Source organism: Pseudomonas mucoides (genome assembly GCF_015461845.1).
Taxonomy (GTDB): Bacteria; Pseudomonadota; Gammaproteobacteria; order Pseudomonadales; family Pseudomonadaceae; genus Aquipseudomonas; species Aquipseudomonas mucoides.
The window spans coordinates 14,237-37,902 of the sequence record NZ_JACOPW010000013.1; the positions used below are offsets into that span (position 1 = coordinate 14,237).

The 23,666-nt window shown below is 55.2% G+C and carries 23 protein-coding genes; 3 read left to right on the top strand and 20 right to left on the bottom strand.

Annotation, left to right across the window (positions count from 1 at the left end):
• Window positions 1–146 precede the first annotated feature (146 nt).
• The 7 genes from H8F22_RS31680 to H8F22_RS31710 all read right to left on the bottom strand — a co-directional run bounded on the left by H8F22_RS31680 (window position 147) and on the right by H8F22_RS31710 (window position 4,991).
• Window positions 147–1,328, bottom strand: coding sequence for a hypothetical protein (locus H8F22_RS31680; protein ID WP_078466077.1), 1,182 nt, complete (start codon window positions 1,326–1,328; stop codon window positions 147–149).
• A 78-nt stretch (window positions 1,329–1,406) separates the two neighbouring features.
• Window positions 1,407–1,637: a hypothetical protein gene (locus H8F22_RS31685; protein WP_078466078.1), complete on the bottom strand. Its 231-nt coding sequence runs from the start codon at window positions 1,635–1,637 to the stop codon at window positions 1,407–1,409.
• 22 nt (window positions 1,638–1,659) lie between these two features.
• The gene (locus H8F22_RS31690) at window positions 1,660–1,866 is read right to left on the bottom strand and encodes a hypothetical protein (RefSeq protein WP_078466079.1); all 207 of its coding nucleotides are present in this window, start codon (window positions 1,864–1,866) and stop codon (window positions 1,660–1,662) included.
• Between the two features lie 40 nt (window positions 1,867–1,906).
• The gene (locus H8F22_RS31695) at window positions 1,907–2,140 is read right to left on the bottom strand and encodes a hypothetical protein (protein ID WP_069553527.1); all 234 of its coding nucleotides are present in this window, start codon (window positions 2,138–2,140) and stop codon (window positions 1,907–1,909) included.
• A gap of 249 nt (window positions 2,141–2,389) precedes the next feature.
• Window positions 2,390–3,556 carry an ATP-binding protein gene (locus H8F22_RS31700; protein ID WP_194941123.1) on the bottom strand — a complete coding sequence of 389 codons (1,167 nt, stop codon included), beginning with the start codon at window positions 3,554–3,556 and terminating at the stop codon, window positions 2,390–2,392.
• A 163-nt stretch (window positions 3,557–3,719) separates the two neighbouring features.
• A complete protein-coding gene (locus tag H8F22_RS31705; protein WP_194941114.1) occupies window positions 3,720–4,097 on the bottom strand; it encodes a hypothetical protein in 378 nt (125 codons plus the stop codon).
• A gap of 405 nt (window positions 4,098–4,502) precedes the next feature.
• Window positions 4,503–4,991: a hypothetical protein gene (locus tag H8F22_RS31710; protein WP_194941115.1), complete on the bottom strand. Its 489-nt coding sequence runs from the start codon at window positions 4,989–4,991 to the stop codon at window positions 4,503–4,505.
• Between the two features lie 236 nt (window positions 4,992–5,227).
• Between H8F22_RS31710 and H8F22_RS31715 the strand changes: the two genes are divergently transcribed.
• Complete coding sequence (locus tag H8F22_RS31715) at window positions 5,228–5,671, top strand: hypothetical protein (protein WP_078466084.1); 444 nt, start codon at window positions 5,228–5,230, stop codon at window positions 5,669–5,671.
• Between the two features lie 493 nt (window positions 5,672–6,164).
• Here the strand turns inward: H8F22_RS31715 and H8F22_RS31720 are convergent, their stop codons facing one another.
• From H8F22_RS31720 to H8F22_RS31760, 9 genes are all read right to left on the bottom strand, one after another.
• A complete protein-coding gene (locus tag H8F22_RS31720; RefSeq protein WP_194941116.1) occupies window positions 6,165–8,234 on the bottom strand; it encodes a hypothetical protein in 2,070 nt (689 codons plus the stop codon).
• Window positions 8,235–9,486: 1,252 nt separating this feature from the next.
• Complete coding sequence (locus H8F22_RS31725; RefSeq protein WP_194941117.1) at window positions 9,487–10,197, bottom strand: hypothetical protein; 711 nt, start codon at window positions 10,195–10,197, stop codon at window positions 9,487–9,489.
• A 115-nt stretch (window positions 10,198–10,312) separates the two neighbouring features.
• The gene (locus H8F22_RS31730) at window positions 10,313–10,669 is read right to left on the bottom strand and encodes a hypothetical protein (RefSeq protein ID WP_194941118.1); all 357 of its coding nucleotides are present in this window, start codon (window positions 10,667–10,669) and stop codon (window positions 10,313–10,315) included.
• A 198-nt stretch (window positions 10,670–10,867) separates the two neighbouring features.
• Window positions 10,868–12,748, bottom strand: a complete 1,881-nt coding sequence (locus H8F22_RS31735; RefSeq protein ID WP_153045992.1) for a hypothetical protein — start codon at window positions 12,746–12,748, stop codon at window positions 10,868–10,870.
• Window positions 12,749–12,943: 195 nt separating this feature from the next.
• Window positions 12,944–13,501: a hypothetical protein gene (locus H8F22_RS31740; RefSeq protein ID WP_078466090.1), complete on the bottom strand. Its 558-nt coding sequence runs from the start codon at window positions 13,499–13,501 to the stop codon at window positions 12,944–12,946.
• Between the two features lie 91 nt (window positions 13,502–13,592).
• Window positions 13,593–13,967: a hypothetical protein gene (locus H8F22_RS31745; protein ID WP_078466091.1), complete on the bottom strand. Its 375-nt coding sequence runs from the start codon at window positions 13,965–13,967 to the stop codon at window positions 13,593–13,595.
• A gap of 102 nt (window positions 13,968–14,069) precedes the next feature.
• Window positions 14,070–14,603: a hypothetical protein gene (locus tag H8F22_RS31750; protein WP_169904013.1), complete on the bottom strand. Its 534-nt coding sequence runs from the start codon at window positions 14,601–14,603 to the stop codon at window positions 14,070–14,072.
• A gap of 93 nt (window positions 14,604–14,696) precedes the next feature.
• Entirely contained in the window at window positions 14,697–15,248 is a 552-nt protein-coding gene (locus tag H8F22_RS31755; RefSeq protein ID WP_153045993.1) for a hypothetical protein, read from the bottom strand.
• A gap of 222 nt (window positions 15,249–15,470) precedes the next feature.
• Entirely contained in the window at window positions 15,471–16,610 is a 1,140-nt protein-coding gene (locus H8F22_RS31760; protein ID WP_194941119.1) for a hypothetical protein, read from the bottom strand.
• 213 nt (window positions 16,611–16,823) lie between these two features.
• Between H8F22_RS31760 and H8F22_RS31765 the strand changes: the two genes are divergently transcribed.
• Window positions 16,824–18,377: a GGDEF domain-containing response regulator gene (locus tag H8F22_RS31765; protein ID WP_078466095.1), complete on the top strand. Its 1,554-nt coding sequence runs from the start codon at window positions 16,824–16,826 to the stop codon at window positions 18,375–18,377.
• A gap of 60 nt (window positions 18,378–18,437) precedes the next feature.
• Here H8F22_RS31765 and H8F22_RS31770 read toward each other — a convergent pair whose 3' ends face one another.
• From H8F22_RS31770 to H8F22_RS31785, 4 genes are all read right to left on the bottom strand, one after another.
• Window positions 18,438–19,670, bottom strand: a complete 1,233-nt coding sequence (locus H8F22_RS31770) for a hypothetical protein (RefSeq protein ID WP_078466096.1) — start codon at window positions 19,668–19,670, stop codon at window positions 18,438–18,440.
• A gap of 12 nt (window positions 19,671–19,682) precedes the next feature.
• Complete coding sequence (locus H8F22_RS31775; RefSeq protein WP_169904012.1) at window positions 19,683–20,195, bottom strand: hypothetical protein; 513 nt, start codon at window positions 20,193–20,195, stop codon at window positions 19,683–19,685.
• A 400-nt stretch (window positions 20,196–20,595) separates the two neighbouring features.
• Window positions 20,596–21,984 (bottom strand): hypothetical protein, encoded by a 1,389-nt coding sequence (locus H8F22_RS31780; RefSeq protein ID WP_078466098.1) that lies wholly within the window; start codon window positions 21,982–21,984, stop codon window positions 20,596–20,598.
• Entirely contained in the window at window positions 21,981–22,712 is a 732-nt protein-coding gene (locus H8F22_RS31785; RefSeq protein WP_011923016.1) for a helix-turn-helix domain-containing protein, read from the bottom strand. The genes H8F22_RS31780 and H8F22_RS31785 overlap by 4 nt, the downstream gene beginning before the upstream one ends.
• 465 nt (window positions 22,713–23,177) lie before the next feature.
• On the opposite strand from H8F22_RS31785, the gene H8F22_RS31790 reads away from it, so the two are divergent.
• Window positions 23,178–23,510, top strand: a complete 333-nt coding sequence (locus tag H8F22_RS31790) for a hypothetical protein (protein ID WP_078466099.1) — start codon at window positions 23,178–23,180, stop codon at window positions 23,508–23,510.
• Window positions 23,511–23,666: the final 156 nt, after the last annotated feature.

Genomic DNA, 23,666 nt, shown 5'->3' on the forward strand with positions numbered 1-23,666 from the left:
GGTGACTGCAATATCAAAGCCGAGGGCAATCAGAATCACGCCGAAACATCCCACAGCCAATATCTTTCCTGAATTCATTTGCTCGAATAGCCCTTGTGCTGTGCACGTCCGAGGATCTTGCCTGAGCGGGGGTATTAAATTCCTGACTAAGGATTCTGACTCTCTTGAATTCGCTCAATGATTACCTGGTGGCGGGAGAAGTTTCGGATCATGTAGTTGACCGTCAGCAGAGTTGCCGTGTACCCAAGACTAACGCCGATCGTGCCTGCAATAAGCAAGGGCCAGTCGTAGGGGGCTTGAGAAAAGAGTGTCAGCGCGGCGAGCAAGCTACCCAGCGTTAAGCTGGCCCCTAGATGTACCGCATTTCGCGGGCGGCTTACCCAAGGCCACTTTATGCGCAGCATAATCAGAGCGAAAACTGTGAGGAAGTAGAGCAGGATTAGGGGTGTCAACCGGTGTGCCTCAAGAAAGCTCTGACTCACACTCCAAACTAGCAGTAACGCCATCACCCCAATAGGCACCAGGTGATATTTGGCTCCTTTGGTGTCCCAGAGAGATGTGAGTATCGAGGATACTGTGGCCACGATCCCAGCCATGCTGAGCGCGACTAACAGCATCTGAGCGCCCCCTGTAAACCCGCCAGTCTGGAAGGCAATGCCACCCACTGCGGTGAGCCCCCCACCGATGAGTGCGATGGATCGAGTAATCACCCGATTCAGACGCTGTGGGTCTCTGAGGGTTGTGCATGACTGCCGCGCGCGTTTTATTGTGGGACTGGACGTCCGATCAACATAGTCGATGGAGAAATTGGTTTCCGAATCTGTGTGCCGAGCCGCTTCAATAATGCTCTTGATCCCGTTTTGGCCTGCGTCCAGGCACGGCTGCGCAACTTGGGCACCTGCACCGATCGCAGTCGGGTGGGCAGTGACGTCGCTGATATCGACGGGTTTTCCGGGGAACACCTTGAGGCGCCAGCAGTGACTTTCAGTCAGGATTAGAAACGATGCGTCCTGATTATGGATTCCAAGAATAGCCGTTGCGTGGGCCGCGAGATCGGCCTCCAGCGGAGTTGAAGGCCTAGTGGTACCAGCAGGCAGGTTCCGGTCAAGCAGGTAGTCAACAATCAGGTTGCTTACTAGAACGTTTCCGGATGCGCCCACGGCGACGATAGGCGAGAGCTCAAACGTGAGGGGTTTAACTGGGACCCAAAGCTTGGATTTCAGTGACCAATCCCGTTGGGCGATGTAGCCGGTCTGCACCATCGCTGCGCTGTCACTCACCAAAGTGTCGGCGCTGAGGGTTTTCAGATCCCATGTGATCGTTGTCAAAAAGCACCTGCGATGAAGTTGATGGGAAAGTTGACACGGTCACTGAGGTGCCAGGTAGGGGCTGCTGCGGCTGGCCTGTTATTCAGCCGGGAAATATTCCAGAGTTTCTGTATCAAAGCGAGTGTTGATAGCGTTCATTACCGCCTCTTCAAAGCTTTGGCCCTTCGCGTTGCACCAGCCGAAGCCTTCAACGTGCCAAACGGCGCGGTGTTGTTTGTAGGTGTGGTCGCGGTTGAAGTCGATTTGAACGGAAGCGAATCGACTCCGCTCATGCAACCACTCCCAGCATTTTTGCATATTGTTGGTCATGATTTGTCCTGTCCGCGGCTGGTTATTGCGGTGCCGTATCCCGAAGTTGTGTGGTGCGGAACATAGTTGCAGATGCGAGGTGTGCCCAGTCCCGAGGTGTGACCTCGAGGCAGTCGCTTTCAAACAGCTGGTTGATGGTGTCGATTAGTGCGGAAAGAGCCTCCTCTGTTGGTGCGCTCTCTACGGCCTCAAGGGCCTCATCGAAGTCACAAAATGTCAGGGTGGCCATTCCTTTTCCTTGTAGGCTGTTTGACTGGTTTCTTGTTGGTTCACACCCGCCGAACGATGTCGTTTATGCATTCGACATTCGAATAGAGGCGCCCGCTGCGATGCCAGCTTTCAGCGATCGCCGCACTATCCTCACCATAGAAGCCGTTGCAGTCGAAGCTGTGGCGCTGGGTTGCACGGACTACCGTGACGCGTTCGCCGCCCCGAGTGATGTACGCACCTGGTTCGGTGATGACTGCCGGAAGAGTTACGAGGGGCCAAAGGTAGACGGACATTGCGAGCACTCCATAAGCTGATGTGCCTATGTTGTCAGCGACTGATGTGTGCCAGAAGCTACCAATGACGATAATTTCCATTCCCGCTGTGAGGGTGCGGCGATTTACGCCCGGTTCATTATCTTGGATCTGTCCTGATGAGATGAGATCCACCAACCGAACAGTCAGCTTTGGGGTGTCTGATGGTGGTGCAGCGCTACCGAAAGCCTGTCAGGGCAATATTTAACATTTCCCCAACAGGCGGTTCAGTTATGACTTAACGGAGTTGCGGGTAAGCCAGGTAGCCATAGAGATATCCTCAAGGGCGTATTCACCGCGGTTTGCCTTCCAGACCAGCTCTTTGTCCCGCAGCACGTCTAAGGCCTTCTGAACGTTCGGGGTTGAGGCGTTGGCGTCGACTTGTGCGAATTCGAGTTTACGGTTCACGGCCTGAAATGTTTGATCTGAAAAGGGCACGAATGGCTGCTTGCTGATAGCACGCTCAGCCATGACCTCAAGAACCGCTTGTTGGATAGGGGAAAGCCCGTTAAAGGCGCTCTCGTAGTCACTCCAGACTCCTGCTTGGTGGTTCAGCGCGCCTGTGCGCAGTAACTCACCCAGGTTGCTTGCCTCGCCTAAACCGACGCTTACCTCAGTGAGGAGTTGATTCAACATCTCAGGCCGGTGTCCAACAAGGTCGAATGCGTCAGCTAAATCCTCAACGCTAAACTGATTGCTGGATGCGAGGCGGGCATTCCAGATTTCCGTTGCGAACGCGACAAAGTCTTTTCCCAGCAATGGGAATGGAGTGATGTTGGCACCGTAGAAGGGCTGCTTGCTCTTGAGCACCAGGTTGGCCAGCTTGTCTCTACTCGAGCCGGTGAAGACTAGGCGCAGCCCGTCGTCCCCCACGCCGCTGTTGAGGTGATCACGCGCTGCCTTGAGAGCGAACATGGTGTTCAACCCACTCTCGCTGTTTAGGGCATGCTGAGCTTCGTCAATGATGAGTACGATCAATTGGCCTGAAACCTTGTGGAGTACGTCCAGCGCCTTTGCTAGGGTGGTACCGGCCGGCAAGTGGGGCTTTGAGAAATCCCAGCTGAGGGTCCGTAACAGGTTGATCTTCTCAATGCCGATCTTCTTGGCAGCCTTACTCACAGGGCTGTCGAATTCCCCCAAGGCAGACCCTATCACTCCAGCTATCAGTTCGGCCGGGTCAGTTTCGCGGTTGGCCCAAAGGTCGACATACACTGCCAGCCAGCCCCGCTTTTCACATTCGGGGATGAAATCGTTTCTGAGGAAAGTGCTCTTGCCAGTGCGCCGAGGCGCGGCCAGGAACAGGCCTGAGCTATAATCGACAAACGACTCGCCGGCGACATCTCGCGCCAGAGATTCTGCAAGCGCAGGGCGTTGGAAGATAGGGCGTTTCTGACTGATGCTCATGCTATATCCTCAAATATCCGACAGACTATAATCTATAGTGTAGCGGATATTTCGAGATATTCAGAGTCAGCGTCCAAAGTCACCAGGCTACGGATGAGACTCTGGTCAAGCCTCGGTATGGCGGATAGACCGCGTCGACATTAACAGCCGCGCTCGATCATCGCTTTAGCGCTGCGATCAGTTGAATTGTCGCGGTTGCTTTACGGGAGCTGTGGATACACGACATTGCAACAGGTGCCACGGTGGCGACCACGACGGCGCAGCAGGCTGCCCACCCTCCAGCGACGTAGGTGCCAATTGCAGCCAACACCATCCCTACAACGAAATATGCCTCACGCCTGTTGAAAATGTTGGCAAAACCTTTGTTCTTTCGGGCCATTGCTTCAAGGGTCGATCTCAATTGCGCCTGCTCTTCAGGCCGCACCTGGTTAACCTTATTTTTAGCCGCTGAAATGGCTTGGTTCTTGTCGACGCGATACATCGAATAAAACTCAGCGTTCATCCATACGATAAAGTCTTGTGAAGGGGTGCGCATTGGTGGGTTTAACTCCGTGGTGCGGGGTATGCCCGTTCTGAAACGTGCACTGCTCGCAAGATGATCTTAGGTGCTTTGCTTTTGAAGCCTTAACGAGACCAGGTTTTCAACCGTTTCGCAGGGCACGGTCGTGCTCGATCAGTGCAGCAGCTTTCGACTTGAGACGCCCCTCTGGCCAGGTCTCGCATTTTGACCGCAGCAAGAATCCCAGCCCGCGGAGGGTGGGTTTAGGGGTGTCGATGCCAAGATCCTGACAGACCCTGCAGGCCACGATTCCAGTATCGGGGAAGTATTTGACGATCGATGTCTTGTGGTTGCAGCAGGTGCATTCCATGTCCAATCATTCCTTTCAAGGCGCAAGCGCGGGTTTAGCAGGCTCCATTCACTTCACCATCCCAGGCTAGGTTATGGACGCTCGCCGTACTGCTTGGCGATTTCGGGGATATTGATGCGGGGTCTATTAGGGTCTTCGTTCACAAACAGGCCGTAGATGTGAGCGCTAGTTTTAGGTCCATGTTTCTCAGCGATGTTCTTCAGCATTCGTGAGCCGTGCCAGGGTTGCAGGTACAGGTGCTCAGCCAATGCAATCGCTGCCGTAACAGCCATGTACGTAGTGAATCGCATCATCACCGACATGTGGTCAGTGACAGGCTCTAACGCTACATAGCACACCACAAAGCCCCCAACGTAGGCAGCCCAGCTTGCGGAGGCAAAGCCGATGGTGTTGAAAACCTTCCGCAACGCCTTCCGGCTTTTAGGGGCGGTTACGCTGTCCTGCACACTCATTGGACCATTCCAGGTAGAAAGCAATTCGGTGATGTTGCAGTCGGGCACTACGCCTTGCAACCCAACTGGGGGCTTCCTTTTTCGCACCCAGCTTTCGCTACATTCCATCAAACGCTCTTGATGCTTCAGGCTTTACCTTGGGCTGATAAGGCGCTAAGTGACGGCGGCCGGGGAGCCATTTGGACTTCCGCCCGCACATAAAGTCCGTCTTGCTCGCGCTGCCTCAGTCATCGATTCCTCAGGTGGAATTTCAAGGGTGGGGTTTGCCTTGATGACGCTGGCCCGGGCGTTAAACTGCCGTACTGAGCTACATCCTCTAAAAGCCTATGTTTGAAGGATCACCAATGAAGAAAGCATTTTGGGGAATGGCACTGCTGGTTCTCGCAGCGCCGGCATTTGCGTCTACCAACGAGATCGCGATTCCGGCACTCACCCCTATCCCTTTCATCGTCAGCACTCCCGGAGACCTACTCTTCGGCGTCGTGAAGAACTGGGGTTCCTTGGGCGATGAGAAAGGCCCGATGACTAAGCTTGCAAGCCAAGTCGCGGATCAGCTACAGGAGAGTAAATGTGCGTTTAATATCCGGGTCTCCAGAGGAACAAATGGCCGGTTAAAAGCTCAGGAGGGGGTTGCAAACCTCGCCTGTGCGCAGGCTGACGGTTCCTTGATAGTGACAGAGATGCCAGGCCTCATCTGGGACAAAGATGGGATTCTAGGACTAAAGAAAGGTGAGGTTGGCGAGAAAGGATTCTTCGTTATCACCACAGCTGCCCATATCCGCCAGTAAATAGCTCACACACACTAAAAGTAAATCGGGGACTGAGTGCCTGAGAACAGATTTGAATGGGGGGCAGAGGCAATCGCACTGTTGGGTGGGGTTTCCGATAGCGCACTGGCTGAACAGCTTGGTATTTCGCGTCACGCTGTCAGGTACAAACGAATCGCACTTGGCATTCCTGCTTGGAGGTATAGCGCCGGGGTTTTCTGGACACCGGAGCGAATTGCTCTACTCGGGAAGGAGTCGGATTTAGTTATCGCCTTCCGATTTGGACTTACTAAAAACGCGGTAGCCCGGATGCGTGAAAAGAAGAAAGTGCCGCTGTTGCGACATCAAAAGTTCTTTGACTGGACTGAGGACGCTATAAATCAACTCGGCACTTGCTCCGATCGGCTTCTAGCTGAGCGCCTCGGGTGTAGCGTAAGCACCGTTTATTTGAAGCGGAAACGGTTAGGGGTGCCTCTCCTTTCCGCTTGATTGTGAAGCTGCTGCGCAGGACCACTCAGCACGTCAGCCCTTCGGTGTGCGAAGCTAGGCCGCCCTCCAATCCCCATTGTACAAGTGCCCCGGGAGTGGGCGTGGTAAGCCCGTGCGCCGCGCGGTAGGCCTTGAATGCTTTGAAGCTGACGGGCAAGCGGAACCTCAGTGTCAGACCTGCCCATGGGTTCCGAATCCTACTTAGAGGATCCAGTCGGGTGAGGATGTGGTTCCCCGTGTAGATATCCAATCCTCGGGAATGAAGTTCAGCCGGGATGTCTGCAAGAGAAAGGCCGGTAAGGACCTTGATGTCGTGGATGGTGTCGGTACTCACGGTGATGAACAGATTGGCCTGCACGTGCTCCCCAGGCTGAAGGTAGCAATCCCACTGAAATGCCGCTCTGTTAGTGACACCAATGAAGTGCTCCAGGCGCACCTTGTCGCGGCGGTCGGGGGCGTGCTGCTTGCTGGGTGGCTCGTAGATATACCCAATGTGTCGCATGTTGGTGCCGTTCACGCCCATCATTGGGCGGCCACTCTCCGTACGAGGCAGACGGAATCGTGCATGGTTGGCTAGCAGTAGGTCATCCAGGATCGCGGGCAGATTCTTGGCCACGGCCTTGTAGAACCATTCCTGCACTTGAATCTGCCGGTGAGCGTAGTCTGCAGCTGCAAGGCCCCGGATAATTTCGACCTGGTTGTGACGTGCCGTGTAGTGGGCGTCAGCGATGATGCGCTCCGGGGTGTCCAGGGTGTTCATCGCAATCGACTTCAATTCAGCCACGAACAGCCCCTTGCCCGGCTCGCCGTGGTTCATGGTCAGTTCGCCTTGCCCATCCATGCCAATCTGGAGCTGGCCGGCCTGTATCACTGTCTCAGGGATGTACAGGCATTCCGCGGGCACTGCGGCGGCGAATCGATCTTCCATCCAGAGGTTCGGATTGGCGCACGTTTCCCACTGTGGCTCAGTTTGATAGAACCATGCGGCCGTCAGATCCTTGCTGGCGCGTGTAACCAGATCCAGCTTTCGGCCAGCAAGCGCTGGGAGCTGATCACCACTCTCTGCAAGTTTGTGCCCGAGGCTCAACATTGAACCTGTTGCGAGCAATGGCTCGGACTTGCCTTGGTCGAAGTAGCGTGCGCGGCATTGGTCGATAAACAGCTGAAGCCAGAGCAACTCGCGGTCATCCAGCTCGCTGATGTCCGCCAGGACCGGCAGTCCGGCCGCGGCGGGTAGGTTGGTTGCGCGCGGCTCACTCTCCAGGGCTGTCCGGCCCCGGTCCATCCACTGAATCTTGAGCAGGGAATAGGGAAAGTGACTGCCATCGATAAGCTGGGCGTTGAACCGATCGTTGCGTGCCTGCATGCGTTCTTCTTGGAGAGGGTGCTCGAACTTGCCTTTGTCGGTCAGCGCCAGGATGCGTGAGCCGGTGCGCACCACCATGACGAAGTAACTACTAGCGATGCTTTTGCCTCGGATGACACACAGGGAGAACCCCGTGGGTATTTGGTGGGCATGAACCAGCAGGTCTTCGATACGTCCGATGTCGTAGATGTTTCGTCCAAGCTTCGCTTCCCCTGCTGGGGCCGGAACACCGTCCTTGATCATTAGGCGTGTCAGCCGGTCGATGCTGTGAAGCGCGTCGAGGCCAACACCTCCGGCCTGTGTAGCGACAAACTCCAGTGTCTCAGCGGAGAGTGCTGATCTGTCCAGATTTCGGTAGAAGGCCAGTGAGCCTTGAGCATAGTCCAGGTACTCATCATGTAGCCTGCCTATGGCTGAATCTGCGAACAGTGCATCCAGTTCGCTCATAGCCTCCAGCATGGTTGATATGCGTTCTGAGCCGCTCCGGTACTCACTGAGGGGAAAGGTCGCCGCTCTGGCATAGAGGGGCATCTGTGAGCGTATGAGCAGGGTGACGATGGCTTCGTCCCCTGTCTTGATCGCCGCGTTGATTTCTTTGTTGGCGTAGTAGAGGCTAAAGCCATCTAAGTCCGAACCAAAACTGAGGCTCTCAACTGGCTTACCGGTCAGGCGTTCCCACAGCACAAGTGCTGTTTCGCCGGGTCGCTGGGGCAGGGTGTATTGGCTCATGCATGGACTCGCTGGATCGTTGGGTGTGCCCTCGAGGGGCTTCTACAATGAGTCCAGTCTGATGTTATAGCTGGCGTGCCAGAACCTAATGCGTTATCGGCGTTACTCTGCGAGGTGAGATATGTTCTGGACCTCCCTTGGGCGCGTAGCGTTAATGCTTTCTGTGTAAGGTGGGATGCCTGCCTTTTTGCGCCTGAGCCAAACGCAGGCGGTAGTGACCCCAAAGCGCCTGGCCAGATTAGAATCTGTGTCCTTACCCAGCAGATCATTGAGTTCCTCACTGGGGTGACCAAACTCAACGGTTGCGCCGATCCCGAGCCTTCGCCTGTATGCACTGATAGTCGGGGCTGATACACCCACAGCCTTAGCGATCTTTGCGTCAGAGACCTTTCCAAGACGCGTCAGATATTCTGCAGGGAGCTCGAAAGCTTCGGTAGGCACATTGAGGGGCGGGATCGAGCTTCGAGTTCTTCTTGAGGTAACTGTGGATTTGGGGATGCCGAGTTTGTAGGCGAGTGATTGGTCGCACATCTTACCCAGTAAGGCTAAGTGCTCTTCCGTCCACACTTTATTCCCCGACCTCGTCTTGATGCCCCGGGCTTTGCGCGCCTGGAATACTGCCGATTTTGTGATCCGAAGTTGGGCCGCCACTTCCTTGTCGGTTAGTCTGCCAAGCAGGGCTACGGCTGCTGGCGTCCAAATGGAATCCGCGTTCCTTGCGTCATTGTCGTTTGCCATCTTGGATCCAAGTCTAAGTGGATAGGCAAAGTTTAACGCCGATTTTGCAGGGGGCTAGCCAAACCGGGTCTATGAAAATCCCCGGCTTGCCGGAGGAGCTAGTTGAGGCCGATATGCCTAGCCGTTACAGCGGGCCGATTCCAAGGTCAGGGCTGTGATTTTCATAGTGAACGTGAATGGGGGATTTCCCATCTTGCGTCGAAGCCAGACACAGGCCCCATGCCAGAGATGGGGATTCGAGATCCCCACCCTATCGGTTCCCACCGGTGGATAGTCGGCAAGGCTCGTGTTCAGGAACCGTAGCCAGACAGTGTGTAGATGGTCTCCCATTTCTCAGCGCAGTCATCGCACGAAGTCTGTTGACCGATGAAGTCCCCGCCGAATGTGAAGTCGGTACCGGACAAGGTCACGTTAGATGATGCACACCACGGGCAAGCAAACCCAGCCGGATGATTGATGTAGACGTGATCGGTAACAGGCTTTTCTACGCGTTTGAGCGTACCCGCACCCTCGATCACGCCGCAGCCTCTTGTTTGTAGTCATTTCTGATCCGAACCGCCTCAGGGATCAGCACCTCAAACGTATAACCTGGATCTGCACTGAATTTGGTGGTGTCTCCGCGCGCTGTTGCGATTCGGCTTGCATAGTCCTTTGCCTGTTCGAATTGCAGGACTGAGAAATAGGATTGCTCTTTAATGTTGGTGTTCGAGATGTCAGTACACAGCACTGCGGTACCGCCGTGGTTGTTGCTTAGGCCAAAGGTCATCACCACGTAGCGCGGCTCGCCTGCGGGGCGGTAGACCTGACCATCGATGAGGATGAGGGTTTTAGCCCAGCCGTGAAGGTAGTCAGCGATGGCCACCTTCCCCTCACTCACAGAAACGAAGATGCCTAAATCGAGGCGGCTCATGCTGACGCTGTCGGTCACTAGCGAGAGTTCTGTCCCCGGAGCAGCGTAGTCGTAGTCAGTACCGCCCGATGTGCGCGCCTGGCGCGAACAACCGTACACGCTGCAGGAGGTCCAGAGTTGACCGTCAAACCAGCGGTACTCGATTGGCGGCTCGCTGCTATTGCTGGCGCTGATGATTGCAACCGGCGCGGCCTCGCGCGGGATCTCGCGGAGGTTTACAACCTCAAGTCCATCGTCGAACCGAGCGCGGCGGGGATTGCGACAGCGTGGCGGGATGATGTTTTCGACGTAGGTGTATTTGACGGTGAGTTGCATGGGGAGCTCCCTTTGAAGTTGGTACCAGGATGCCTCGAGCTCCTGCGTGCCAGAACCAGCGAGATAGCGAATGGGGCAGGCGGGGTGTACTCAGCCTACAGGCCGTCAATCGGGCTTATGAATCCAGAGATTCGATGTCGATGGGCTTTGTATCTTTGTTGATCAAGTCCAGTAAATCGCGGGCTGACATGCACATGACCTCGGAATCATCGTCCTCACGGTAAATGCCGATCAGGTTTTCATCCCAGTCCTGTTCATCGGGCACATCTGAGCCACACTCCGACGTAAGAAGCATGTAGAACTCGCCTGCGTTGCGACGCATAGCCAAGCAGCCCCCGCCAGTCTCAACGACCTCAAACCCATCCAGCCCCGTGAATTTGAGAGACCCATCAGCACCAGCAATCGATTTGAAATCGGAGAGGGCGAAACCTGCACCAGTCAGTGCCTGCTGGTTTTCGAGGAGGGTTGGCATGTGTGGCTCCAGTAGAGGGCGAGTTCGTTTTTGATGGGATCCATTGTCGGGGCGGTTTGGGTGTGCCAGAACCTCGGCGCCCTTCGAAAATCGGCCGAATCCGCTGATGGGGAGCGATTCATCCCAAGAATGCCAAAGGCCCAGCATAAGCTGGGCCTCAGGTGTTCTGTGTTGTGCTCGTAGGTGCCGATAGCGTGCTTAGGATTTCTCCAAGAACACCCGTCGAATGCCCTTCGTATTTTCCTCTTGGAGCATCAGCCTCATCATCTTCTCTCCCCAGTGAATTCCGGCAGCCTTGTACCGAATGATGGAAATCGTTAGGGAGAGCAGGTAGATCTGCGGAGTGATCACCACTACCCACACGAACACCTGACCGATATTCACGTGAAAGGTCGGAATCAGCGATGAGAACTGCAGTGGCACGAATTGGGATGGATGCAAAGCCATGAGCATCTGGACAACCACCATGCTCGGCACGGCTAGAATTCCCATCCTCAGGAATGAACCAGAAGTCCACCCCCACACCCTCGGTGCGAGCAGGGGCAGGGTGAAACGATTGAAGACCAGCGCTGTGAGCATCCAGCACGTGATAAGCAGGTAGTCGATGCCGTACCTGAACTGGTCAATGAAATATTCCATTGGGCTCATGAATGCCTCCATTACACCTTTGGGGTCAACGAGAATCGCAAAAAGCCCAAGACACCACTCGCCTTTGCTGTGCTCATTGGTTGCATCCAAATGAAGGATGCTCATTAGCGCGTATAAGGCGAAGAGCACCGCGAACATCGAGTTGGCCAAACCAAATACGGCGCTCCAGCGGAACTGCTTGAAGGTAGTCATGATATGGAGCGTGGAGAGGTGGCGGGCCATGGAGAACGTCGTTGCGTCGTTCGGTGTGATGATTCCCTTACGAACTGGCGAACAATCATTGATATCTTTGCCTTTGGCTTGCTCGGTGATTAGCTCGCGAGCGATCTTGCTGCTCGATGCTTGGAATACCGCCTTGAGGTTCTTATGATCCTTCACACCCTCCAATGCTGTCTTGAAACCCCCGCTGAGAATATTGTCCAGGAACACCGGGACCAGCGTCGGGCCAATGAACTGGCAGGTGCCGCTCATGCCTTGGAATCCGACCTTTGCTTGCGCAGCTAGGACGTGGCCGGTACCGACGAACACGTTCGGGTTCTCATTGGCAAGCTCGTAGCGGTCGACACTGAAGATGGTGCTGCACTCGGGTGCGTTCATCATCTCCTTTAAGGCTGGCGCAAGCCAAGGCGCAGTGAGATTTTTCCAGCCGTATGACACCTTAGTCTGGGCATAGACGTTCAGGTTGTATTCGTACGTAAGCTGACATGCGCCCCTGCAACTGCTGCATTGAACCTCGCCCAGGTTGCATTGCCGGCAGTTCTGTCTGCCACCGCCATTGCACCCGTTGCAGGTCATGGTGCCTGTAGCGTGGCAGCGATAGCACGGACTACCTGATTTGCCGGTACCGTAGCACTGGTTGCAGCGGTCGCCCATTCTCGCACCAGAGCCACCGCATCCTGGGCAATAACGACTGTGTGAGGTGTTCCCGGTGCCGCTGCAGTTTGTGCAATGCATCCGGCACTGGCCATTACATTCGCGGCAGGTGTGGTACATCGTGCCGTTACAGGTGGAGCAATCATTCTTGCCTGATCCGCCGCAACCCCGGCAGTCCTCCACGCTGTAGCAATATGAGTCATCACGAAGGATCAAATGCTTCGAGACGGGGCTGCGGTACAGGTTGGGATTGCCCTTTAGTTGCCCCTGCATGAGGTTGCGGGTGTAGGTAGCATCACTGAATATTTGTTTGTGGCGCTGCGCCAGGACCTCACCGATGTACTCACGTTTGTAAGCCGGGCCGGACGCGTACTGAACCTGACGGCTCTCGGGTTCGCTTGTATACGAAGCGGTGACCGTATAAGTGACGTCTGCCCTGTGATTCTCAATTTCCTTGATCGCGAATGGATCTGTAACTGCTAAGCCAAAGGCATGCTCAGCTTTTGACTTGAGCGAATGCGCGATGTCACCTGCTTTGAATCCATTTGGTGCTGCCATTGCCGATCCTAGATCCTAGATCTGAAGTGAATTTCCCAGTTGCGAGCCATTTTGCCATCACTGCACCTGCTCAGGCACCCAATTGGGCACCCTCAAACCGCTGAGTTAGAGGACTGATGAAACAATCACGCGCGTGAATGCCCAGCAGTGCTGGGCGAAAGAGAGTGGATCTGAAAATAGGGGGATTACCCTCCGTTAGGAGTCGAACTGAATACGTTCGCAGAGTGCATCAACACCCTCGGCAGTAAGGCCTTCGTGGGTGCCGTTGTCCGTGAGGATTTCTCCGATGTCGCCATCACATGGGCGAACAAGGCCACCCGTCATGGATGCACCAAGCAGCCGTAGGGCAGCCAGTACGGCATCGAATTCAGCTTTGTTCACCGCCGGCAGCGCGATGCTCCGTTCGCCTTGAGAATACGCAATCACGTCAGCGTATTGCTCGATGAGGTCCGGATAGCTGGCCAGAACCTCGGCCGAGGGTACCGACGGCTTGTTTGGGATCTCTGGTGCGTCCGCCTCGTTAAGGAACAGGGCGTTGTTAACGGCGCCGTGGTGGGCATCGATCAGCGCAGCCTGAGCTGTGTCAGCATCCGAGAAGGAGTTGTAGTTCCCCATGCGCACATCCCACTTGCGCCCATGATTGAGCAGGGGTACTGCCTGGGCGGTGGCGATGAACTGAGCTTGAGTAAGCAGGTGAGGGGCGATGGCCGCTGCTTGGGTATTAGCATGAGTGTTGGTTTCGACGTTCTGCATGGTATGGCCTCCCGGCTCTGTGTTGATAGAGCCAGTGTCATGCCCTGAAGGGTGTGCCAGAAGCGGGTGAGTCATACTTTGCCAGTGACGGTTATCGGCCCTCGGGCAGATTCACCGCCCCAGTCAGGATTTCTGCGAAGGTCACCTTCAGATCCGGGTAGTCGTCCAGTACGTCTTGTGTTGGCATCGACGGTAGATAGCCTCTCTCACTTGTTCCTGCGCTGTTCCAGTTCAGCGAGCTTTCCACTTCACGCCGGTGTATCTGCCTCAGCGCGGCTTCAGCACTGTCTGCCTCTGCCCAGGTCAGAAAACGACCGTGACTGACCTCCCAGCTGCGGGGATTGCCCACAACAGGCAAAGCGTCTCCGTGCTCAAGAAACTGGGCGAGCGTTAGCCGGTGAGGGGCGAGGGTGGAGAGACGTAGGCGCGCATTCAGCGAAGCAACATCAGGGTCGATATCGGGCACGTAGGAAGCCTCAGTTTGGTAACCGTTATGGCACATTATCACTGGGATAGCGCTGACCAACAAAAAGGCCCGGTGTGTGCCGGGCCGGGGGAAGTAGCGGCATTAAACGCCGGCGAGTTTCAGAAGATCGTTGTAGTCATCACCATCAGGGCATTTTTCATCAGCGTCCAGCTTGTCGTTGTGCATGCGGATAGCCTGGGGGAGGGATACCAGTCCTTGAAGGCCAGCACAGGCCGAGCGCACCGTCGACTCGCAGTCACCTACCATCATCTGGTATGCGTCCTCGGGATTGGTGCTGCCATTTACAAATGCCAGGATGCGCCAGTACAGACCCCCGTACTCCCCGCTGCACAAGCTGATCTCGGTGCGGTCTGCTCCATGAGCGATGTCGTAGATCTCAGAGCCCTCCGGGGCGACCACTAGCCCATCCACACCTTCAGCCTCAACGCTCACGAGGGTCAGCCCCATCTCGTGGTCATCAAAGCAGTTGAGCGAGGCCACAGATGCAAGCGCGGACGGCTCCTGCTGCGGGTGGATGGTGCGGTAGACCACATCATTGTCGTAGTTAACCCGAATGCATGGGGCTACGGAAAAGCTGGTGAACTTGATGGCTTGAGGGGAATTGGCTTCGGGCATGTTCGTAACCTAGTTGGCGATCAGTTGATGGGGACCATGTTGGGGGCGATGCTGGTGTGCCAGAACCACCCCTGATTGGAAATTCTCTCCAACCTAGATGGCGGCCTCTGCCTCCTCAAACGCATCCGCAATAGCATCCTCTTTGCCCACGCCGTGGCAGTAGCGCTCGAGGTAATCATGCTTCTTAGCATCGCTTTCCTGGCTGAGGGGCCGAACGATCACTACGATATCCAAGGGGTGATCGGAGTAGGCATCGCTGATGGTAATTGGGCCGGTACAGTCGATAACCACACGACCTGTCTTAGGCCCCGCAGCTGCCAAGGATTCCACGTCTACGGGCAGAAGCAGGCCGGGCGCTGAGATGGCTTTGAATATCGCTACCGCTCGGGCGTTGTACGCCTCGGCGTTCATCTTGTCCGTGCCTTCCTGTGCAGTTGAAATCAGGGCGTGCAGGCTATCAAGCTGAGCCTTCAAGGCTTCGATCTGCCTGTTGAGTTGAGCCTCGCGCAAGTAGATGAGGTTCTCAACCGATTCTGCGAGGTCGCTGGCCTGGCCATTGGTGACGTAGCCGGTTGAGCGGAGGGTGGTGTGGATGGTGTCGTGTAGAGACATCTGAATTGACCTTGAGAGGTTGATGATTTCCATGGTCAACCCTGTATCCCAGTGCCAGAAGCACCTGGTGACTGGAAATTCATCATCCTCAAGAAACCCTAGTGTCTCAGTGTGGATGGGGAGCCTCAAAGGCAGGCTAGACCCGAGCTCAGGATCTGCACCCCGTCCAAACTCAAGGCAAGACACCTACCCAGACTGAGGGAATGAATGCGAGCCTTGACATGATAAAGCCGCTTCTTAGAGCGGCTCGGGTAGTTAGGCAGCAGCTTCGTCAAAGTCGTCTGGTGGCCGACGGGTGGAGCACGCTGTGTCGAGTGGTGGCGTTACCAGGTTTGCCACGCGGGCCTTGGCCCTATCGCATGCAGACAGGTAGCCAGAGAAGGTCGGGGGTTCCACCTGTATCTCGTCCGCCAGCGCTAGGCAGTAATTCACTAATTCAAAGCCGGTCTGAAGGTTTGCGCTTTGCCCGACACAGTAGTTGAGCTTGACCTCTACGACGAGGGCCTCTCTATCCAGATCTGAACGTTGGAGCCGGAATGCGCCATTCGATTCCTTCCTGAGCCTTTTTGTTAGCGTGCCCTGGTGGTAGGTCTTCACACCATCAAGGACAGCTGCGAGACGCCTAACGAGACCAAACACCTCCTTCCAGTGGGCTTGCTGCTCATTGACCCTTCGCATCTCCTCAGCCGCCCAGCACTGCTCGTACTCCGAAGGGTTCATACCACGATACTGAACGTCCTCAAGCAGCTTGCGCTCAAAGCTGTCGATGTACCGATTCCTCGTTGCAGACACGTAGTCGAGCAAGAGATGCATGCAGTCGTGCTCACGAAGCCGTTCGATTTGCTCTGTTAGGGAATAAGCCGACTCCCACATCCAGGCTGGACGGAAGCAATCCATCTGTGCCCTGATGTATTTAGCCACGGACTGGGTATCTAAAAGGATTTGGACCCAGAGCTCGAGTGTGATTTCACCTGCTACATGATCTCGTGGGAGTCTCGAGAGGCGGGTCATCGCCGCTGTGGCGGATGAGTGGAAGTTCGGTAATGCCTTGGCACCGAATGCGCGCGCCCGACCATGAGCTCGGTCTGCACGCATTGCCTCGAATGCTGCCGCCTCATCGACTAGCTCACCAAGCCACGGGGCTCTGCTGCTGAGGGCTGTGAGCCTGCTGTGTTGGGCCTTGCTGAAAGTCAGGTCTGGGCCCGCGGGAACCTCAAACCATCCAGCCTGGACGGCAAACATGATCAATCGGACATCCACCAATACCCCTGCTGGGACGCTTCGGGACGCAATGGCGTCGTCTAAGCTTGCACCCTGTCGCATATCGCGGGCGACTTTTCTCGCAAATGGCATAGCGCCACGGTTGGTGAGCGCGGCTATTAATGTCGTGTCCATGGTTACTCCATCTGTCGGTGACCCATCCTCGCTAGTGCCGGACTGTGCCACCACCACCACATTGCGAACCTTCAGGTTTTAGCCTTCCCGACATTCGTCCACGGGCGCAGGTCTGAATGGCTCGCTGCCTCAGGCCGGAAGGCAAATATTTTAGTTGGAACCTGCAAATATGGGGCACTAGATGGCCACTATTACTAGTGGAGGCCTCTGCTTATGAATCACGAAACCATCAACCGGGTCCTGCAGTCAGCTTGGCGCTCACAGGTCTTGCCAAGGCCAAGCGAGTACACCCTTGAAGCCTTCAAAGCCGTAGTTGCCAAGGTTCGATCAAGCACCATCAGTTCCCTATCCGGGGAATTCGCGACGGAGCTCGGTTCGCTTTCATCCCTCATCAGCAGCAACCAATCACTGACAGCAAGATTATTAGAAGGAATTGATCTGCAGATGGACACGCTACAGGCGGCAAGCCGGCGGGAAAGCGACGCACGAGCCAGTGATCAAGGACCATCAGCCATCTACATCCCCGGGTTCGGAAACCGTGGAGCATTCTTTGCCTCAGGCTTAAGCTCTATGGGGCTTAAGATCCTGTCACTCAGTCTGGATTCCAGCTCGGATCTTGTAGCCGACCTGAGGGAACGAATGCCGACCTCAGGTTTGGTGCTCGTGGGTAGCGCTGTTGTGGACCACCCAGAAGCATGTCGTGCGCTCGAAGCTCTGGCTGCTCATCATGACAGTGATTTGCTGGTGGTCATTGCAGAAGATACACCAATGACATTCGAGCAGCGCTTGGTTGCCGCGACCTTTGGTGTAGTGCGGTTACTAGGGGTTGAGGCCGACGTCAAAACGCTTCGATCGCTGATCCGTAGCAGAGCCAGAGACTCGCAGATCAATGGGTACAAGGTTTTGCTGCTCGATGACTCCAAAACGGATGCATACCCGGCAATTAAATTCATGCGTGAGGAAGGGATTGAGGTACTCCATATCCTTTCTCCAGCTGGGGTTTTGAAGGCTATTGAGGACTTCAGGCCTGACGTGGTCGTAACTGACTTCCATATGCCGGGAGCCAATGGCGCCCAAGTTGCCAGTGTTATTCGCCAAGATAGCGATGCAGTGATGCCTATCATTTTTCTGAGCAGTGAGCGGAACACAGAAACCCAGCTGATCGCGCTTTCGAAGGGGGCAGACGCTTTTGTCCAGAAACCATTGAAGCGGGGAGCCTTCATCAAAGCCCTCAAGGCGCTCATATCGAGGTCTAAGGCGTTTGACTCGCGAATGCGGCGCGACCCTCTCACAGGGCTTCTGAACCACGGGCAGTTGATGGCATCAGCATCACGTGTCAGTGCTTCAGGCAGCGTGCCCAACACCATGGTGATGATCGACATTGATCACTTCAAGCAGGTAAACGATACGTTTGGTCATCCTGTAGGTGACAAGGTGCTTGTTGGGCTTGCTGAGGTGCTATCAGACAACCTTCGCTCCACCGATTTCATAGGCAGGATGGGGGGCGAGGAGTTCGCCGTGCTGATGGTTGGCGCACCGATGTCAGATGCCAGGAATGTAATCGACAGAATTCGCGAACTCTTCAGCAATCTTCAGTTTGAAACCGGCCTGCAGGATCAGGGTGAAAGTGGGAAATGGTTTGCCTGCACCTTCAGCGCCGGCGTGGCTCTGCTGGATGGGTCCGCAGCGGTTTCAATGAAGGCTGCAGACCACGCGTTGTACAAGGCAAAGCATGGCGGTCGAAACCGTGTAGAGGCTGCTGACTAACCAGTTCCGATCTGCGGATATAAAAAAGCCCCAGCATCTGGGGCTTTTAATTTACTGAGATCAGGCTCGAAAGGTTTTCTCGGCCGGGGGGGCGAAGTGATGGACATTGTCCTTCACAGGTTCAGAGAAATTACCCTCTGAAATGTCGCTGTGCTCTGTTATGCCCTGGATGTCATCTGGCTCGTCGAAGGTAAGCTGCATCAGCACGCGCTCCATTGCTTCGTTCGAGTCGAACTCAGCAGAAGGGAAGTCTGCAGGCATTTCAACGCGATCAAGAATGTGCTTGAGGTCCATGTACATCAGGGTAGGGCGGCCACGCATCAGTTTGACCAGCTCAAGGATGAGGCGCTCGTTCTGTACCACTGCTGCGTGGCAACGTTGCGATACGTTCCCCCGCAACAGATTCAAACGGTTAGCCTTCATCACTACTTCGTGGTCCGACACTGGTTTGAAGAAATTCCCCTTGTTTGTCATTTGCAGGTAGCGCAGACAAAGCTCGTCGAAATTCTGAAGATCATCAAGCGCTGCGTCAGAAGACGTATTCATGATGCGCTGTTCTGCGGCACTGCCGATCATCAGCATGTGCATTCGCCAGAAAACCATGTCTGAAGTAGAGAGGAGGTTAAGATCTGTGAAGATCTTTGCAGTCCGAGTGTTGATGTCAAGGTGAGCGCTGAATGAGTCTGCAATCAAGCAGTTACTGCCTTTGTAGGCAATGATCCGAGCCGCTTGATGAATCATGAGCCGGGTTTGGTCTGCCATTGTCACCTGAAATGCCGGCCGTTGCTCTGGTGTTGGGGCAAATGAAAGTGGTAGAGCGACTGCGCTGCTCATTGCGCCACCAAGTTGATCTTGATGAGCCTGGGCCTTTGGCCGAAGTCCTGATGCCCAGTAACCGACACCAAGAAGGCAAGCAACTCCGATGGTAGTGACGGTATAGAAAATGTTCTGTGTGACCAAGCGGTATGCCGGGGTGGCACAGACGTAAACGCAGAGGCAAACGGCCGAAGTGACCCATACGAATGTTAGGCCACGTTGAAAGCCTTCGCCGATCGCTGACACGACATTGCCAGCTTTCGCTTTTGCGATGGCACTTACCATGAATACAAACCCGACAAGAAGCGACAGGACAATGGCAGACATTGTTGCGAAACCAACCAGTTCGTCAGGCTTTTCCGCAGTCATGTAGCGGGCAATCACGTACAAACCAATTGTTGCCCCCGCAAGAACAAATGGGGTGAACCAGGCCGGAAGCATCCGGCTCGCGTCTTTAATATTGTTCCAGCTGCTCATTGTCCAGCTCCCTTATAAGGTGACGGTTGCTACATCAGGCTTTTGCTTAGCCTGCTGCTGCGGGTTTTTGGCCTGCGGTTTTGCTTGCTGGCCTTTAGGTGGCTGACCATTCTGCTGAGCAGGTTTTTGAGTTGGCTTCTGCGGTTGTTTGGCCTGGGTTTTGGGTGCTTCGCCGGCAGGGGCAGTCGAACCATTAGCCTCAGGCTTGGGACCTTGCGCAGGCTTAGATTCGGCTGTGGGCGTAGTAGTGGCCGCCGGCGCAGCTGAATTCTTTTGTGGAGCAGTCTGTGGGCGCGCCTGAGGCTCGCGTCGTTGTGGCTGCCCTTTACTCTGGCGACCGCTGCGGCGTGAATTCATATCCACGTCCTTCTCGATCTGCATGAGAGCGTCTTCGAACTCACCGAGCGCCCGAGCAAAGCCTTCGTTGCCCGAACGATATTGCTTGCGACCTTCCACGGAGGGGTTGCCTGCAAGCTCACGAAAACGCGAGTCGAGCCGTGCAACACGGATCGCCAGGGTGTACATCGCCGCGGTACGCTCGCCGTCAATGCGTAGGGTGCGCTCTGGAAGTTGAGGCGCGGTGTTGCGGACTTGGGTAGTTTCGTTAGCCATGGGGTTACCTTACTGGTGAGTGCCAATTGATCTCAGCCATTCCCAACCAGCAGCTTGTTGGGTGCATGAGCGAAAAAAGTCGCTGACGTCACTTGCGTGACTCAGGTAGCTGGCGCTGTCGTCAGGGACGAACAAACCCCAAGCATCAATCCAAGCGAGTTGGAATATTTTTTGCGGGAAGTAACAAACCTCGACGTATCGATACTCAGGAGCTCTCAGGTATATCTTCGCAACGAAGATAACGAGAAAGACAAAGAGCACGATCTTGAGAGATTTCACTATCGGGCCGGATGACGACCCCTGTGAGCTCGACTCAGCCATGAGCGGCATCCTTGGTGATGGTGATTTGGTATCCGGTCCTGCGGCGAATAACACCAGAGGCTTCTTCAAAAGTGAGACCACCCGAGACCAGATGGCTCAGTGCCCGTAGGGCATCAGATTCTTCATCGGCGGCGATGCCTAGGCTCTGGCTGAAATCCAGCCATTTACGCTTGGAGGCAGTGGTAAGCCCATTGGCAATGGCTCGTATCTTGGCTACGCGCCGTAGGTCAGGAAGGGGCTGGTCGAGTAAAGAGGCACAATATCTGGCCATATACTCACCTGCATTCATCCTTGAGTTGATCAGGGCTTTGAGTGCGTCTTCACGACCAGCTGTTCGCATGGCATCGGCATCATCCATGCCACGGCCAAGCGCTATGATGCTCAAGGTTATGCCAACGGCTTCAGCCTCACGGATCGACGATAGTGCACCTTCATAGCCGGCATGATCGCCATCGACCATATGAGCGGCCTCTGTAATTCCTTGGCTGGCTAGGTATGCGGCCTGGGCTGAGTTAATTGATGCTTGCCCAATGGCGCATCCCCAAACCTTGATGAGCTGCAGAGCCCAAGCATCCAACGTCCCTTCCACGCAAACCAGGATGGACTTCTGCCGCTGCTTGAAAAGGTAAGGGATATCTTTGGACGATTTTGGTGAAAAACGGTATTTCGGATTAGACCTGGCTTCACCTTGTCCTGATGGGATCCTGCCCCAGATACGGGCCTCGCCGTCTGGGTGAGGCCAGTAACCGATAACTCGACCTTCCATCCCCGACCAGACAGATGAAGGGGTTTCATCCTCAAAGCTGACGATCCCAATAGAACGGGCTTGCTCCCGGGTAACACCGTGAGCCTGAAGAAGCGAAAGCACTTCATCATTGTTAGTGAATACGCCGAGGCGCAGCGTAGCCATGACCTCGTTTGTATACCCTCGGGATTGCTGGAATTCGTCAAGAATCCCCTTGTTGCGTTGAGCCAGTTGCTGAGTCACCAGAATGATTGCCTGGCCCGTCGTGAGGGGAGGGCGACCACCATTGGCTGCGCGTGACTGCTGCTTGGCTTCGTTGTCCCGGTTGTCAGGGGGTTCAACACCTGCGGACTCACAAAGGGTTTTGACGATATCGCCGTTGCTCATGCCGTTCTGGGCGAGGGCGTCCCACAAAGGCGTGTATGGGCTTGGGCAGTTGTCCTTACGATTGCACTGAATCCCGGACCTGAATGGGTAGTAGAAAGCGCGGTCTTTACCACAGGCTGGACAGTCGAGGACATAGGAGCCATTGGCTGATAGCTTTTTGGGGTGCAGGTGATTAAGAAGGCCACGATCCACTGCATCTAGCTTCGGGTATACGGCGTCTTTGATGAAGTCTGTGATTGATTGCTTCATTCGCCGGCCGCCGCCGTCTCTTTCCCTCTCAGGCTTGCGACGACGCGAGGGCAGATGCCCTGGTCAATCGCAATTTCACCGAGTTTGACCTTGAGTTGGCGACGTACCTTCCATACCTGCTTTTCACTAAGCCCAAGCATCGAGCTCATGTCTACGGAGCAATGTTGCTCAAGAACAGCCAGGCGGAGGATCTGGTGTTCACGATGTGTCAGAAACCTGCGCAGCGTCTCAACGTGAGCATGGCGCTTCTGCAGTCCTTCATCACTGAGCACGATGCCGTCGGACAGGAACTGGGGTAGTGCCGACAGGCTGTCAGTGTAGTTGGACGCAGTGTTGAGGTAATCAGGTTCTAGACCATGAGCGCGCGGCGCATAGTCTAAGCCGTCGAGATCCGCAAAGTTGAATGCGCCAGAACCTGGAACCTCATCGATGACGCGGGCATAACCGTACTTACGTATGTAAGAGAGGGCGTAGCCGATCAAGCACAACCCGCGTCCGTCAGGGGAGCCGGCAGCGTAGTTTCTGATGGCGCTCTTTGTGGCGTCATAGATGCCCGGGTACAGAATCTGAAGAAGCTCCTCGTCCGTTAGACGAACAGAAAGCTTCGAGCGGATTTCAGCTACCCACTGTTGTTGGGATTCGACATGAATGACGAACTCCCACGGGTCAAGACTTAAGAACTGGTCGCTGGTAAGCCCGGCGAGCCAGTTGCTCCTAACGAGGCGCATGCCTCCCTCCTCCGATCATACGATCGGCTCCTAAGCGCAAATCCAGTCCCCTGGAATTTGCTTTGTCCGGTAGCCACGACAGCCACCGACCCCCTTCTACATACGGTGAGCAATGCTCAACCGCTTGGCTCCTCGGACGCCCCGTAGGTGTGTACCGAAGTAATTGAGCGCGATTCTATTGGGCGCGGATGGGACAGGCAACTCTAAAAAGGGCGTGATTTTTCAGTCAAAAGCGTTGAGCTGGAGGCAAAGTGAGACATCAGGTACCCAACTGTGTGCAATGACGTTCAGCTTGTAAATCGCTACAGACCCTGTCCCGTAAGGAAGTTGACGCCTGAAACCCGGCGTTGATGGCACACCAATGGCCACAAGATGCTCAATGGTGGCAATGTACTACCGTTCGTCGCTGCTCTTGGAATTCACGAACGTGACGTTAAGGTGCGCTCATCACCTGTAGGAGTAACCATGATCAACGCGTATCACCAAGCCATTAGCTCGGCTCGTCAAGCGGGATTTGCTTTGCAGAATCGACTGCATGGCTGGGCAGCTATCAAAGAGGGCATTGATACTGTTCTCGTTAGCTTCTTCTATATCGAAGGCGGCCAGGTCAGTGCTCAGATTGTTTGGAGTGGGCCCGATCCGCGCGACTCGATGGACCTGGTAGCGCATCACCTCAATGGCCAGGCTGGTGCTGGGAGCGAACTCGTTCAAATGTTGATTGATGTTTATCGGGCAAGTGGTGACAGCGATACGCTCCTCCCGATGAAGCCATGTCCCAAAGGTGCCGTTCTTCACTAGCGGCTCCGATATCAGCCGGCGGCCTGATTCCACAGCGCAAACAAGTGACGTGGGCTGCGGGGACTTATACCGACACCGGCTCGGCTGTCTCTGGCCATTTGGTGGGTGCGAGTAGTCCGAGAGTGGCCGTATCGGCTCAAGGTGCTTGAGTTGCCT